This is a genomic window from Cellulomonas sp. NS3 (assembly GCF_024757985.1).
In the GTDB taxonomy this organism is placed as follows: Bacteria; Actinomycetota; Actinomycetes; order Actinomycetales; family Cellulomonadaceae; genus Cellulomonas_A.
The window spans coordinates 3,413,808-3,427,226 of sequence record NZ_CP103289.1 but is presented as its reverse complement, the minus strand read 5'-3'; the positions used below and the strand labels follow the sequence as shown (position 1 = coordinate 3,427,226).

General features: G+C 74.0%; 14 protein-coding genes. 9 read left to right on the top strand and 5 right to left on the bottom strand.

Annotated features, from left to right (window positions below; genetic code table 11):
* Positions 1–133: 133 nt before the first annotated feature.
* The 7 genes from sigE (at position 134) to NXY84_RS15550 (ending at position 6,521) form a co-directional block, all read left to right on the top strand.
* Positions 134–736 (top strand): RNA polymerase sigma factor SigE, encoded by a 603-nt coding sequence (gene sigE, locus NXY84_RS15580; RefSeq protein WP_258723966.1) that lies wholly within the window; start codon positions 134–136, stop codon positions 734–736.
* Positions 733–1,692, top strand: a complete 960-nt coding sequence (locus NXY84_RS15575) for a zf-HC2 domain-containing protein (protein ID WP_258723965.1) — start codon at positions 733–735, stop codon at positions 1,690–1,692. The genes sigE and NXY84_RS15575 overlap by 4 nt, the downstream gene beginning before the upstream one ends.
* Positions 1,689–3,077 carry a S1C family serine protease gene (locus NXY84_RS15570; protein ID WP_258723964.1) on the top strand — a complete coding sequence of 463 codons (1,389 nt, stop codon included), beginning with the start codon at positions 1,689–1,691 and terminating at the stop codon, positions 3,075–3,077. The genes NXY84_RS15575 and NXY84_RS15570 overlap by 4 nt, the downstream gene beginning before the upstream one ends.
* A 138-nt stretch (positions 3,078–3,215) precedes the next feature.
* On the top strand, positions 3,216–3,617 hold the full coding sequence (locus NXY84_RS15565) for a twin-arginine translocase TatA/TatE family subunit (RefSeq protein ID WP_258723963.1): 402 nt from the start codon (positions 3,216–3,218) through the stop codon (positions 3,615–3,617).
* A gap of 89 nt (positions 3,618–3,706) precedes the next feature.
* Positions 3,707–4,741, top strand: coding sequence for a tryptophan--tRNA ligase (gene trpS, locus NXY84_RS15560; RefSeq protein WP_258723962.1), 1,035 nt, complete (start codon positions 3,707–3,709; stop codon positions 4,739–4,741).
* Complete coding sequence (locus tag NXY84_RS15555; protein WP_258723961.1) at positions 4,738–5,301, top strand: 2'-5' RNA ligase family protein; 564 nt, start codon at positions 4,738–4,740, stop codon at positions 5,299–5,301. Before trpS ends, NXY84_RS15555 begins: the two co-directional genes overlap by 4 nt.
* 125 nt (positions 5,302–5,426) lie before the next feature.
* Complete coding sequence (locus tag NXY84_RS15550; protein WP_258723960.1) at positions 5,427–6,521, top strand: YihY/virulence factor BrkB family protein; 1,095 nt, start codon at positions 5,427–5,429, stop codon at positions 6,519–6,521.
* Positions 6,522–6,597: 76 nt separating this feature from the next.
* On the opposite strand, the gene NXY84_RS15545 is transcribed toward NXY84_RS15550, so the two are convergent.
* The 5 genes from NXY84_RS15545 to NXY84_RS15525 all read right to left on the bottom strand — a co-directional run bounded on the left by NXY84_RS15545 (position 6,598) and on the right by NXY84_RS15525 (position 10,740).
* Complete coding sequence (locus NXY84_RS15545; protein WP_034631666.1) at positions 6,598–7,377, bottom strand: succinate dehydrogenase iron-sulfur subunit; 780 nt, start codon at positions 7,375–7,377, stop codon at positions 6,598–6,600.
* A complete protein-coding gene (gene sdhA / locus NXY84_RS15540) occupies positions 7,377–9,215 on the bottom strand; it encodes a succinate dehydrogenase flavoprotein subunit (protein ID WP_258723958.1) in 1,839 nt (612 codons plus the stop codon). The genes NXY84_RS15545 and sdhA overlap by 1 nt, the downstream gene beginning before the upstream one ends.
* Before the next feature lie 100 nt (positions 9,216–9,315).
* The gene (locus NXY84_RS15535; RefSeq protein WP_258723957.1) at positions 9,316–9,798 is read right to left on the bottom strand and encodes a succinate dehydrogenase hydrophobic membrane anchor subunit; all 483 of its coding nucleotides are present in this window, start codon (positions 9,796–9,798) and stop codon (positions 9,316–9,318) included.
* Positions 9,798–10,178 (bottom strand): succinate dehydrogenase, cytochrome b556 subunit, encoded by a 381-nt coding sequence (gene sdhC / locus NXY84_RS15530; protein WP_258723956.1) that lies wholly within the window; start codon positions 10,176–10,178, stop codon positions 9,798–9,800. The genes NXY84_RS15535 and sdhC overlap by 1 nt, the downstream gene beginning before the upstream one ends.
* Positions 10,179–10,431: 253 nt before the next feature.
* Positions 10,432–10,740: a DUF2087 domain-containing protein gene (locus tag NXY84_RS15525; protein WP_258723955.1), complete on the bottom strand. Its 309-nt coding sequence runs from the start codon at positions 10,738–10,740 to the stop codon at positions 10,432–10,434.
* Between the two features lie 71 nt (positions 10,741–10,811).
* Here NXY84_RS15525 and NXY84_RS15520 point away from each other — a divergent pair, with 71 nt between their 5' ends.
* Positions 10,812–11,951: a mannose-1-phosphate guanylyltransferase gene (locus NXY84_RS15520; protein WP_258723954.1), complete on the top strand. Its 1,140-nt coding sequence runs from the start codon at positions 10,812–10,814 to the stop codon at positions 11,949–11,951.
* Between the two features lie 24 nt (positions 11,952–11,975).
* Positions 11,976–13,169: an amidohydrolase gene (locus tag NXY84_RS15515; RefSeq protein ID WP_258723953.1), complete on the top strand. Its 1,194-nt coding sequence runs from the start codon at positions 11,976–11,978 to the stop codon at positions 13,167–13,169.
* Positions 13,170–13,419 lie beyond the last annotated feature (250 nt).

The window sequence follows — 13,419 nt, the reverse complement described above, 5'->3', positions numbered from 1 at the left end:
GAAATCGCGCGGACGGGCGTTCGCACGGGTAGCGAACACGCACGGCCCCGTGCGCCGGCCGTCGCACCCCCGTGGTGAGCGCGGCTCGCCCGGTCCTGGGACACTGGGTCATCAGGACGACGAGAGGAACCGCATGACGACCACCATCCCCGACGAGCCGTGGGTGGCTCCGTCCTGGGAGGAGATCGTCCGCGTGCACTCCGCGCGCGTGTACCGCCTCGCCTACCGGCTCACGGGCAACCAGCACGACGCCGAGGACCTCACGCAGGAGGTCTTCGTCCGGGTGTTCCGCTCGCTGTCGAGCTTCACGCCGGGCACGTTCGAGGGCTGGCTGCACCGCATCACCACGAACCTGTTCCTCGACCAGGTGCGCCGCAAGCAGCGCATCCGGATGGACGCGATGGGGGACGACGCCGACCGCTTCCCCGCGGCCGTCGAGGGTCCGCACGCGCCCGAGCGCGCGTTCGAGCACGGCAACCTCGACTACGACGTGCAGCGCGCGCTCGACGACCTGCCGCCCGAGTACCGCGCGGCCGTCGTGCTGTGCGACATCGAGGGGCTGTCGTACGAGGAGATCGCGGTGACGCTCGGGATCAAGATGGGCACCGTGCGCTCGCGCATCCACCGGGCCCGCGCGCGGCTGCGCGTCGCGCTGCAGGACAGGGCCCCGCTGACGCACGACGAGGACGCCGTTGGTCCGACCGGGGAGCCGACCGAGCGGGTCGGGGCGCCGTGAGCCACCTGGGGTCGCGGATCAGCGCCCTCGCCGACGGGCAGCTCGCGCCGGCGGCGGCCGAGCGTGCGCTCGCGCACGTCGCCACCTGCCCGCAGTGCGCCGGTGAGCTCGCGGCGGCCCGTGCCGCACGGCGGGCGCTCGCCGCCGCGGACGACGTGACCCCGACCGCCGACCTGACCGCGCGCCTGCTCTCACTCGCGCCGGACACGCCGCCGCGCGCCCCGATGCAGCGCTGCGACCCGTTCGCGTCCCCGGGCGCGGCGCGGGCGACGCCCGCGGGCGGGTCGCGCCTCACCTCGCACCCGCGCACGCTCACCGGCGACCTCGAGCGGCGCAGGTCCGGGGCGCGCATCGCCGCCGGCTCGCTCGCGGGCCTCGGGGCGGTCGCCGCGATGCTCTTCGCGCTCGGCGACCGGCCGCCCGTCGTGCCGTCCAGCCACCCGGCGCAGGCCCTGAGCCTGCTCGGCGAGGCGACCCCTGGCACGCAGCGCTTCGCCGAGGCCGCGCTCACCCGCGGCGCACCCGTCGCGGCCCCGTCGACCGTCGACCAGCTCGAGCGCCTGCGCGCAAGCGGCTGGACGTGCCCGGTCGAGCTGCCCGCCGGCTGGGACGTGACGGCGGTGCGCCTCGACGCGCGCGACACGGTCGAGATCGACCTCACCGGGCCCAGCGGCACGGTCGTCGTGACCGAGCAGCACGGGCGCCTCGACGTGGACGCGCTCGAGGGCGCGACGCCCCGCACCCTCGGCGACCGGACGGTCTACGTCCTGTCGACGCATCCGTGGCACGCTGCCTGGCAGTCGGGCGACACCGTGGTCGAGGTCGTCTCGGCGAGCACGTCGCGCGACGTCGAGTCGGTCGTCGCCGAGTTCCCGGGCGAGGGCTTCGACGACGGGGTCCCGGCCCGCATCACCCGAGGATGGGACACCGTGACCGAAGCGCTCCTGAACCGATGACGTCGCCCGAGCAGCCCGCGAACCCGTTCGCGCCGCCGTCGTTCGCGTCGCCGGCACCCGTGCAGCCGGTGCGCCCGGCCGCGTCCGCCCCGGCGCCGTCCCCGTACGCCGCACCCTCCTACGGACCTCCGACCGGTGCGCCCGCCTACGGGGCCTCGCCCTACGGCGCGCCCGGCACGGCCCCGTTCCGTGCGCCGTCGGGCCGTGCGCCGCAGTCCAGCGCCTGGCACGGCGGCTTCCCCGGTCCGCTGCCCGAGCCGCAGCGGGACGCCCCCGCGCGCCCCGAGCGCCGCCGCGGCCTGTCGTTCGGCTGGGCCGCGGGTCTCGCCGCGATCGCGCTGCTCGCCGGCGCGACCGGGGGCATCCTCGCGCCGCGCCTGCTCGACGACGGCCAGGTCGCCGACGCCGGGCTGCCCGCCGCGGTCGGCACCGGCGCGGGCGACCGTGCACCGGAGAGCGTCGCCGGGGTCGCGGCGACCGTGCTGCCCAGCGTCGTGTCCATCGAGGTCGCCGGCGCGGACGGGACCGCGACCGGCTCGGGCCTCGTGCTCCGCCAGGACGGCTACATCTTGACCAACAACCACGTCGTCGAGTCCGGTGCGACGGCCGGGGCGTCGACGAGCGTGCTGTTCGCCGACGGCAGCGAGGAGCCGGCGACGATCGTCGGGCGGACGCCCGAGTACGACATCGCGGTGCTCAAGGTCGAGCGGTCCGGGCTCGTGCCGCTCGTGCTCGGGGACTCGGACGACGTCGTGGTGGGCGACCCCGTCATCGCGATCGGCGCGCCGCTGGGCCTCGAGGGCACCGTGACGACCGGCATCGTGAGCGCGCTCAACCGCCCGGTGTCCGCGGGCAGCGAGCAGGAGACCGCGTTCATCAACGCGATCCAGACCGACGCCGCGATCAACCCCGGGAACTCGGGCGGCCCGCTGGTCAACGCGGCGGGCGAGGTCGTCGGCATCAACTCCGCGATCGCACAGCCGCCGGGGGCCCTGAGCTCGGCCGGCGGCAGCATCGGCCTCGGCTTCGCGATCACCTCGAACCAGGCCCGGCGCACCGCCGAGCAGCTCATCGAGACGGGCGCGGCGACGTACCCGATCATCGGGGTCCTGCTCGACCAGGCGTACACCGGCGAGGGCGTGCAGGTCGCGACGGAGCAGCGGGGCGACACCCCGCCCGTCACGCCGCGCGGACCCGCGGACCGTGCGGGGATCCGCCGCGGCGACGTCATCGTCGCGATCGACGGCCGGCCCGTCACGGAGCCCGACGAGCTCATCGTGGCGATCCGCGCGAAGACCCCGGGCGAGACGATCGTGCTGCGCGTGCGCACCGGCTCGGAGGAGCGCGACGTCCGGGTCGTGCTCGACGAGTCCGCGCCGGAGTGAGCCGGCGGCCGCACCCCGGACGCCGCGCGGCTGCCGCTGCGACGTCCGGGGTGGGGCCGGCCGGGGTGACATCGGGCTGCGCGACCTCGCGTCCCGGCGCACGACGACCGGCGACCGGCGCCGGGGTAGCCTGAGCCCGTGTTCGACATCAACGGCGGCGAGCTCATCGTCCTGCTCATCGTCGCCGTCCTCGTCATCGGGCCGGAGCGCCTGCCCGCGTACGCCGAGCAGCTCGGCCGGTGGGCGCGGCGCGCGCGTGTGTTCCTGCGGGACACCAAGGAGCGCGTCGACGAGGAGCTCGGCGACGAGGTCCGTGACGTCGACTGGGCGGCGCTGGACCCGCGCCGCTACGACCCGCGCCGCATCGTCCGCGAGGCGCTGCTCGACGACGTGACGCCCGGCCGCGGTGAGCGTCCCGGTGCGGTCGCGGGCTCTGCGGCGGCGTACGCGGCGCGCAACGGCTCGACGACGCGGGGCCCTCGTGAGGCTGCCGACCTCCGGGCGGGGGAGCCCGCCCCGTTCGACGACGAGGCCACCTGAGCCGTCCCGGGCACGCCCGCGGCCCGGCGGGGCCGGCGACCGGCCCGTCCTGGGCCTCAGCACGCCTCTGCGCCTGACAGAATGGCGCAATGTCTTCTGCGACGCAGCGAGCACGCATCTTCTCGGGGATGCAGCCCACGTCCGACTCGCTCCACCTCGGCAACTACCTCGGCGCGCTGACCCAGTGGGTCGCGCTGCAGGAGTCGTACGACGCGCTCTACTGCGTCGTGGACCTGCACGCGCTCACGGTGTCGCCCGACCCGGCGGTGCTGCGCGACCGGACCCGCAGGACGGCCGCGCAGTACCTCGCGGCCGGCGTCGACCCCGAGCGGTCGATCCTGTTCGTGCAGTCGCACGTCCCCGAGCACGCCGAGCTCGCGTGGGTCCTGTCGTGCCACACCGGCTTCGGCGAGGCCGGCCGGATGACGCAGTTCAAGGACAAGTCCGGCCGCTACGGCGCCGAGGGCACGACCGTGGGCCTGTTCACGTACCCGGTCCTCATGGCGGCGGACATCCTGCTCTACGACACGGCCCTCGTGCCCGTGGGCGAGGACCAGCGCCAGCACCTCGAGCTCACGCGCGACCTCGCGCAGCGCCTCAACGCGCGCTTCGGTGCCGGCACCGCGGTCGTCCCCGAGGCGCACATCGTGCGCGCGACGGCGAAGATCTACGACCTGCAGGAGCCGACGGCGAAGATGAGCAAGTCGTCGGCGAACCCGAACGGCATCATCGAGCTGCTCGACGACCCCAAGGTCGTGGCCAAGCGGATCCGCTCGGCGGTCACGGACGCCGAGCGGGAGATCCGGTTCGACCCCGAGGCCAAGCCCGGCATCGCGAACCTCCTGACGATCTACTCGGCGCTCACGGGCCGTGACGTCGCCACGATCGAGGCCGAGTACGCGGGCCGTGGCTACGGCGACCTGAAGAAGGACCTGGCCGAGGTCGTCGTCGACTTCCTGCGGCCCTTCCAGGAGCGGGCGAACGGCTACCTCGCCGACCCGGCGGCGCTCGACGACGTGCTCGCCGACGGTGCCGAGCGCGCGCAGGACCTCGCCCGGGCGACGCTCGAGCGCATCTACGACCGCACGGGTCTGCTCCGGCGGCGGGTGCGGGTGCGCGCGTGAGGCTTCCGCCGCGCACCGAGGACCAGGTCCGGATCGGCGTCGCGATCACGGTGCCCGCGCCGTTCGGACCGGAGCTCCAGGCCGCGCGCGGGCGCTTCGGCGACCCCGCCGCCCCGCTCATCCCGCCGCACATCACGCTGCTCGGGCCGACCGTCGTGGACCTCGCCGACGTCGCCCTGGTCGAGGAGCACCTGACCCGCGTCGCGGCGCGGCACCAGCCGTTCGTCGTGCACCTGCGGGGCACCGGGACGTTCCGGCCGGTCTCGCCGGTCGTGTTCGTGCAGGTCGCCGACGGCATCGCCGGCTGCGAGGGCCTCGAGCGCGACGTCCGCTCCGGGCCCCTCGCGCAGGAGCTGCGCTTCAACTACCACCCGCACGTCACGGTCGCGCACGAGGTCCCGGACGCGAGCCTCGACCGGGCGTTCGACGAGCTCGTCGACTTCGACGCGTCGTTCGAGGTCGCGACGATCCAGTCGTTCGAGCACGGCGACGACGAGGTGTGGCGCCCCGTGCGCGACTTCGCGCTCGCCGGGCGGCCGGTCGCCGCCTCCACGGGCTGAGCAGACCCGGCGAGCCGCGCGGACCGGGTCGGCCACCGCGCCCCGGTCCGGGCGCGTGCGGGTGGCACAGCACGACGCGGGCCGCTCCGGATGCCGGGCGGTCACGCCGCTCCTAGGGTCGGTGCATGGTGAGCACCGACGAGGCCCGCGCCGCCCGGGGGGCCGGGAAGGCGCACGCCACGGTCACCGACCGTGCCGACGTCGCCGCGGGGCTGCGTCCCGTGGCGCGCGTGAAGCAGAGCATCCTCGCGCGGGCCAAGGCGCTGTTCGCGTGGTGGCAGCAGACCCGCGCGGCCCGAGCACAGGCACGGTTCGGTGCTGCCGGTGGTGGGGTGCTCAGCGGCGGTATCGCCTACGCGGCGCTGTTCTCGGTGTTCGCGGGCCTGACGCTCGGGTACACCCTGTTCATGACGTTCCTCGGGCGCAACGTCGGGCTGCGGGACGACGTCCTGGCGACGATCTCCGCGACCTTCCCGGGGCTGGTGGACACCGGGGCCGACGACGGGTTGATCAAGCCCGAGGACCTCGTCCTGACCGCCGGGCTGAGTGTCGCCGGCATCATCGCCGTGGTGGTGCTGGTCGTGAGCGCGACCACGGCCGTGGCCGCCATGCGCACCGCCGTCCGGGCGATGTTCGACGCCCTCGGCGGGGACGACGGCAACATCTTCCAGAGCCGGCTGCGCGCCGTCGTGGGGTTCGCGGGCATGGCGTTCGCGGTGCTGGTGTCCGCGGTGCTCAGCGTGGCTGTCACGACCGCTGCCGACTGGCTCCTGGACCTCCTCGGGCTCGAGGAGACCACCGGTGTCGTCGTGCGCGTCCTCGGCATCGCCGTGGCGTTCGTGGTCGACGGCGCGACGTTCCTGCTGCTCGTCTACGTGCTCGCCGGGCAGCGGCCCGACTGGGTCGACCTGCGGGGCGGCGCGATCATCGCCGCGACCGGGATCGGGGTCGTGCGGCTCCTCGGGACGTCCGTCGTCGCCGGCAGCGTGGACCGCAACGCCCTCTTCGCGTCGTTCACCGTGATCGTGACGCTGCTCGTGTGGATGAACCTCATCGCCCGGATCGTGCTGCTCGCGGCCGCGTGGACGGCGGACCCGCCGCTGCCGGACGCCGCGCCGGACTGCCCGGAGGAGCCTGCGTCGCGCACCGAGGGTGCGCCCGCGGCCGCGTCACCGCAGCGGGACGCGGCAGCCGCCGCGGCAGCAGCCGTCAGGCGCTGAGACGCACGAGGCCCCGCGCCGGAGGGCTCGTGGTGAGCCGCCCGGGGCAGGGCCGTCGTCGCGGTCGTGCGGGCGGTCAGAACGCGCGGGTGATCATCGCGCGCTTGACCTCCTTGATCGCCTTGGTGACCTCGATGCCGCGAGGGCAGGCCTCGGTGCAGTTGAAGGTCGTCCGGCAGCGCCAGACGCCCTCCTTGTCGTTGAGGATCTCGAGCCGCTGCGTGCCGCCCTCGTCGCGGCTGTCGAAGATGAACCGGTGCGCGTTGACGATCGCGGCGGGGCCGAAGTACTGCCCGTCGGTCCAGAACACCGGGCACGACGACGTGCACGCGGCGCACAGGATGCACTTCGTGGTGTCGTCGAACCGCTCGCGCTCGGCAGCGGACTGCAGCCGCTCCTTGGTCGGCTCGTTCCCCGTCGTGATGAGGAACGGCATGATCTCGCGGTACGACGCGAAGAACGGCTCCATGTCGACCACGAGGTCCTTGATCACCGGCAGGCCCTTGATGGGCTCGACCGTGATCGGCTTGCTCGGGTTGAGGTCCTTGAGCAGCGTCTTGCACGCCAGCCGGTTGCGGCCGTTGATCCGCATCGCGTCCGAGCCGCACACGCCGTGCGCGCACGAGCGGCGGAACGTCAGCGAGCCGTCGAGGTCCCACTTGACCTTGTGCAGCGCGTCGAGGAGACGGTCGGTGCCGTGCACCGTGACCGTGAACTCCTGCCAGTACGCCTCGTCGCCGTGCGTCTCGGGCGTGTAGCGGCGGATCTTGAGCGTCACGTCGAAGCTCGGGATCGCGCCGACCTTGGTGTCCGGCGTCGACGAGGTGCCGGGGGAGTCGTCGAGCTGAGTCGTCATCAGTACTTGCGCTCCATCGGCTGGTAGCGGGTCACGACCACGGGCTTGTACCCGAGCGCGACGTCATGGGTGCCGGGCGTCTCGGCGGCGACCGCGGCGGCCGCCTCCACGCTCACCGGGGTGGACGGCGCGGCGACGCCCGAGGGGCGCCGGTAGGCCATCGTGTGCTGCATGTACGCCTCGTCGTCGCGGGCCGGGAAGTCCTCCCGGAAGTGCCCGCCGCGCGACTCCTGGCGGTTGAGGGCACCCACGACGACGACCTCGGCGATGTCGAGCAGGAAGCCGAGCTCGAGCGCCTCGAGCAGGTCGGTGTTGAACGTCCGGCCCTTGTCCTGGACCGAGACGTTGCGGTAGCGCGCCTGGAGCTCGCGCACGTCCTTGAGCGCCTGGATGAGCGACTCCTCGGTGCGGAACACCTGGGCGTTCGCGTCCATGGTCTGCTGCAGGTCGCGGCGGACGTCGGCGACGCGGTCCCCGACGGCGCGGGCGCGCATCTCCTCGAGCTCGGCGACGACGCCGGTCTCGGGGTCCTCGGGGACCTCGACCCAGTCGGCCGTCGAGGCGTAGGCCGCGGCGGCGAGCCCGGCGCGCTTGCCGAACACGTTGATGTCGAGCAGCGAGTTGGTGCCGAGGCGGTTCGAGCCGTGCACCGAGACGCACGCGACCTCGCCGGCCGCGAACAGCCCGCGCACGAAGTCGGTGTTGTTGCGCAGCACCGCGGTCTCGATGTTGGTCGGGACGCCGCCCATCGCGTAGTGCGCGGTCGGGTAGACGGGCACAGGCTCGGTGTAGGGCTCGATGCCGAGGTAGGTGCGCGCGAACTCGGTGATGTCCGGGAGCTTCGCGTCGATGTGCGCGGGCTCGAGGTGCGTGAGGTCGAGCAGCACGTAGTCCTTGTCGGGGCCTGCACCGCGGCCCTCACGGACCTCGTTCGCCATCGACCGGGCGACGATGTCGCGGGGCGCGAGGTCCTTGATCGTCGGGGCGTACCGCTCCATGAAGCGCTCGCCCTCGCCGTTGCGCAGGATGCCGCCCTCGCCGCGCGCGGCCTCCGAGAGCAGGATGCCGAGGCCCGCGAGGCCGGTCGGGTGGAACTGGAAGAACTCCATGTCCTCGAGCGGGATGCCGCGGCGGTACGCGAGTGCCATGCCGTCGCCGGTGAGGGTGTGCGCGTTCGACGTCGTCTTGTAGATCTTCCCGGCGCCGCCGGTCGCGAGCACGACCGACTTGGCGCGGAACAGGTGGATCTCGCCGGTCGCGAGCTCGTAGGCCACGACGCCGCTCACGGCGACGTCCTCGCCGTCGGGGATCTCGCCGCCGACGAGGTCGTGCGAGAGCAGGATGTCGAGCACGTAGAACTCGTTGAAGAACTCGACGTCGTTCTTCACGCACTGCTGGTACAGCGTCTGCAGGATCATGTGGCCGGTGCGGTCCGCGGCGTAGCACGAGCGACGCACCGCGGCCTCGCCGTGGTTGCGGGTGTGCCCGCCGAACCGGCGCTGGTCGATGCGGCCCTCGGGCGTGCGGTTGAACGGCAGGCCCATCTTCTCGAGGTCGAGCACCGCGTCGATGGCCTCCTTGGCCATGACCTCGGCGGCGTCCTGGTCGACGAGGTAGTCGCCGCCCTTGACGGTGTCGAACGTGTGCCACTCCCAGTTGTCCTCCTCGACGTTCGCGAGCGCGGCGCACATGCCGCCCTGCGCGGCGCCCGTGTGGGAGCGCGTGGGGAAGAGCTTGGAGATGACGGCCGTGCGGGCCCGGTCGGAGGACTCGAGCGCGGCGCGCATGCCCGCGCCGCCGGCACCGACGATGACGACGTCGTACTGATGGGTCTGCATCGGTGTCGATGCCTCCTGTGTGGGAGTCGGTGCCGGGTGGCGAGTGGGTGCCCGTCGGCGCGCGGGTGCCGCGGCGGGTGCCGTGGCGACGATCGGTCCGTCAGGCGGTGCAGAAGGAGGGCAGGAGGTCCGCGGGGCTGTTCGCGGGGCACGGGTCGAACGTGAAGATGACGAGCGTGCCGAGCACGACCACGACGACGAACGACGTGTAGAGCGCGAGCTTGAGCACGATGCGGGTGCGGTCGCGCTCCGCGTAGTCGTTGATGATCGTGCGCACGCCGTTGGTCCCATGGATCATCGCGAGCCAGAGCATGAGCAGGTCCCACGTCTGCCAGAACGGCGAGGACCACTTGCCGGCCACGAAGCCGAAGTCGATCGCGTTGATGCCCTCGCCCTGGACGAGGTTCACGAAGAGGTGGCCGAAGATCAGCGCGACCAGGACGACGCCCGACACGCGCATGAAGAGCCAGCCGTAGAGCTCGGTGTTCCCGCGCGTGGTGCGCCGGTTGCGGGACACCGTGGGGACGATCGTGGGGCCGCCCGAGGAGCGGGGGGCCGGGATCGGCGTGGACGTCGTTGTCATCACTCGCCCCCGAAGACGTGCATCAGGTGGCGCGGCAGGAAGCCGGCCATGGTCACCACGAACAGGCCCATCACGACCCAGAGCAGCACGCGCTGGTACTTCGCGCCCTTGTCCCAGAAGTCGATCAGGATCAGGCGCAGGCCGTTGTAGGCGTGGAACACGATCGCCGCGACGAGGCCGGCCTCGCCGAGCCCCATGATCGGGTTCTTGTACGTCCCGATGACGGCGTTGTACGCCTCCGGGGAGACGCGCACGAGCGACGTGTCGAGCACGTGCACGAGGAGGAAGAAGAAGATCAGGACGCCGGTCACGCGGTGCGCGACCCACGACCACATGCCCTCACGCCCTCGGTAGAGCGTTCCGGCCGGTGCGGTGGGCACGGGGGAGGCCTCCTGACAGTCAGGTCGACGACACGAGCCAGCCGCTGGTTCGGCGCTGGCTGCCGGTCCCGGCAGCAGCTCTGACGACGCGGTCCGACGACGGTGTCCGTTCGCCTCCCACCATAGTGACCCGTTCCCACGCCGCAGCCCCACGCAGGGGTCGGCAGGCCCTTGTGATGACACTTTGTGAGCAAGTCCACACTCCGGGACGCCTCCGCGCCGGTGCGGGGAGTGGCGTAGGAGGGGCGCTCCGTCACGGGAAGTCGAACTCCGTGACGTGCGTGCGCCAGTACTCCGCGCCGTCGCGCGTGCGGGTCACGAGCCCCGCGTCGACCATCTCGCGCCGCAGCCCCACCGGGTCGGCCGCGAGCGTCGCCAGCCGGTCGGTGAGCTCGCGCTCGGTCACGGGCTGGTGCACCGGCAGCGTGCGGCTCGCGAGGTAGCTGATCACGAGGTCGCGGTCGGCGCGGCGGCGCGGGAGCCGCTCGAGGCGCCCCCGCACGAGGAAGCGCTCGGGGCCGCGGGGCGCGCGGCGGGGGCCGTCGGGGCGGTCGTCGGGCACCGGTCCAGGGTAGGTCGGGGCGGCGTCCGGCGGCGTGCCGGGGCGCGGCCGGGGCTCGGTACCCTGCCCGGATGACCAGCCCTGTCGCCCACTTCCACGCCGTCGTCCCGGCCGGCGGCGCCGGCACCCGCCTGTGGCCCCTGTCGCGGGCGGGTGCGCCCAAGTTCCTGCTCGACCTCACGGGGACGGGACGCACCCTGCTGCAGGGCACGGTCGACCGGCTGCTCCCGCTGACGGGACCGGGCGGCGTCCTCGTGGTCACGGGGGAGCGGCACGCGGCGGCCGTCTCCGCGCAGCTGCCGGAGCTCGCGGCCTCCGACGTGCTCGCCGAGCCGTCGCCGCGCGACTCGATGGCCGCGATCGGCCTGGCCGCGGCGGTCCTGCTCGAGCGGCACGGCGAGGACGTCGTGCTCGGCTCGTTCGCGGCCGACCACGTCATCGACGGCGCGGAGGCGTTCGAGCGGACGGTGCGCGAGGGCGTCGCGGCGGCGCAGGCCGGGTACGTGGTCACGGTCGGCATCGCGGCGACCGAGCCGTCCACGGCGTTCGGGTACGTGCGCTCGGGCGGGCCCCTCGGCGCCGAGGGCGCCCCCAGCGCACGGCACGCCGCGGGGTTCACCGAGAAGCCGGACGCCGAGACCGCGGCCGCGTACCTCGCGACCGGGGAGTACCGCTGGAACGCGGGCATGTTCCTCGTGCGGGCGCGCGTGCTCCTCGACCACCTCGCGGCCCAGCTCCCGACGCTGCACGACGGCCTGCGGGAGATCGCCCGCGCGTGGGACGGCCCGGACCGCGCCGAGGTGCTCGCGCGGGTGTGGCCGGGGCTCACCAGGATCGCGATCGACCACGCCATCGCGGAGCCCGTCGCCGCCGCGGGCGGGGTCGCGGTCGTGCCCGGCGACTTCACGTGGGACGACGTCGGCGACTTCGCGTCGCTCGGCTCGCTGCTCGCAGCGCCGGCCGGAGCCGGCGCCGCGGGCGGGGACGACGGCTCCCGCACGCTCGGGGACGACGCCGGGGTGCTCCGGATCGACGCCCCCGGCGCCCTCGTGCTGGGCGGAGCGGCGCGCGCGGTCACGGTGATCGGGGTCCGGGACGCCGTCGTCGTCGACACCCCCGACGCGCTGCTCGTCACGACCCGCGCGCACGCCCAGACGGTGAAGTCGGCGGTCGACGGGTGGCGCGCCCGCGGACGCGAGGACCTGCTCTGAGGGCGCCCGACTACGCTCGGGAGCGTGCCTGACGACCGCTCCGACCTGATCCCGCGCCTCGCGCCCCTGCACGACGAGCTCATCGAGATCCGCCGTGACCTGCACGCGCACCCCGAGCTGGGGCGCACCGAGCAGCGCACGACGAAGGTCGTCGCGGACCGGCTGCGCGCCGCGGGGCTCGAGCCGCACCTGCTGCCCGGCACGGGCCTGGTCTGCGACATCGGGCCCGGTGCGGTCACGACGGGACGCCGTCGCATCGCGCTGCGCGCCGACATGGACGCGCTCCCGGTGCAGGACCGGTGCGGCGCGCCGTGGACGTCGACCGTCCCGGGGGTCGCGCACGCGTGCGGCCACGACGTGCACACCGTGGGCGTCCTGGGGGCGGGCCTCGTGCTCGCGCAGCTCGCGGAAGCCGGTGACCTCCCGACCGGCGTGCGGCTGATCTTCCAGCCGGCCGAGGAGGTGCAGCCCGGTGGCGCGCTCGACGTGATCGCGGCCGGCGGGCTCGACGGCGTCGGGCGGATCTTCGGGGTGCACTGCGACCCCAAGACCGACGTGGGCCACGTCGGCACGCGGATCGGCCCGATCACCTCGGCGTCCGACGAGGTCACGGTGACGATCACGGGCGACGGCGGCCACACGTCCCGCCCGCACCTCACGGGCGACGTCGTGTTCGCCCTCGGCCAGGTCATCACGGGCGTCCCCGCGGTGCTCGGCCGACGGCTCGACCCGCGCTCGGGCGTCAACCTCACGTGGGGGATGGTCCAGGCCGGGACCGCGCACAACGCCATCCCGTCGACCGGCACCGTGCGCGGGACGCTCCGCTGCCTCGACGTGCGGGCCTGGGAGCTCGCGTCGCGCGTGTTCCACGACGCCGTGGCGCAGCTGGTCGCGCCGTTCGACGTCGAGGTCGAGGTGCGGCACCAGCGCGGCGTCCCGCCCGTCGAGAACGACGCCCGCAGCACGGGGATCCTCGAGGCGGCCGCGCTCGACGTCATCGGCGAGGACTCCGTGGTGCTGACCGAGCAGTCGCTCGGCGGCGAGGACTTCGCGTGGTACCTCACGAAGGTCCCCGGGGCGATGGCCCGGCTCGGCACGCGCACGCCGGGCGGCCACACCTACGACATCCACCAGGGCGACCTCGTGGTCGACGAGCGCGCGATCGACGTCGCGGCGCTCGTGCTCGCGCGCGCTGCGGTCCTGGCCGGGCGGCCGTAGGCTCGTCCGCGGGCGACCGGGCGACGAGCACGTGCCGTGCGGCGCCGGGGCGCCACGTCCGGGTGAGTCCGCGTTGCGGGACGCGTCGTCCCATCGCGTGAGCGAATGTTCCAAGTGGGTAACGGAACCCCCGGACGTACCCGCCGGTAACACTCCCGTCACCGGAGCCCGCCTACTGTGCGGGCATGGACGTCGGGCAGCATCGTCCGTGCCCGCCGCACCGTCGCGTCGGGCACGACCGCCCCGCGGG

Coding starts and splice junctions, on each gene's coding strand:
- trpS (WP_258723962.1), top strand. CDS start 3,707: ATGTCTTCTGCGACGCAGCGAGCACGCATCTTCTCGGGGATGCAGCCC.
- sigE (WP_258723966.1), top strand. CDS start 134: ATGACGACCACCATCCCCGACGAGCCGTGGGTGGCTCCGTCCTGGGAG.
- sdhA (WP_258723958.1), bottom strand. CDS start 9,215: ATGCAGACCCATCAGTACGACGTCGTCATCGTCGGTGCCGGCGGCGCG.
- NXY84_RS15545 (WP_034631666.1), bottom strand. CDS start 7,377: ATGACGACTCAGCTCGACGACTCCCCCGGCACCTCGTCGACGCCGGAC.
- NXY84_RS15520 (WP_258723954.1), top strand. CDS start 10,812: ATGACCAGCCCTGTCGCCCACTTCCACGCCGTCGTCCCGGCCGGCGGC.
- NXY84_RS15550 (WP_258723960.1), top strand. CDS start 5,427: ATGGTGAGCACCGACGAGGCCCGCGCCGCCCGGGGGGCCGGGAAGGCG.
- NXY84_RS15535 (WP_258723957.1), bottom strand. CDS start 9,798: ATGACAACGACGTCCACGCCGATCCCGGCCCCCCGCTCCTCGGGCGGC.
- NXY84_RS15570 (WP_258723964.1), top strand. CDS start 1,689: ATGACGTCGCCCGAGCAGCCCGCGAACCCGTTCGCGCCGCCGTCGTTC.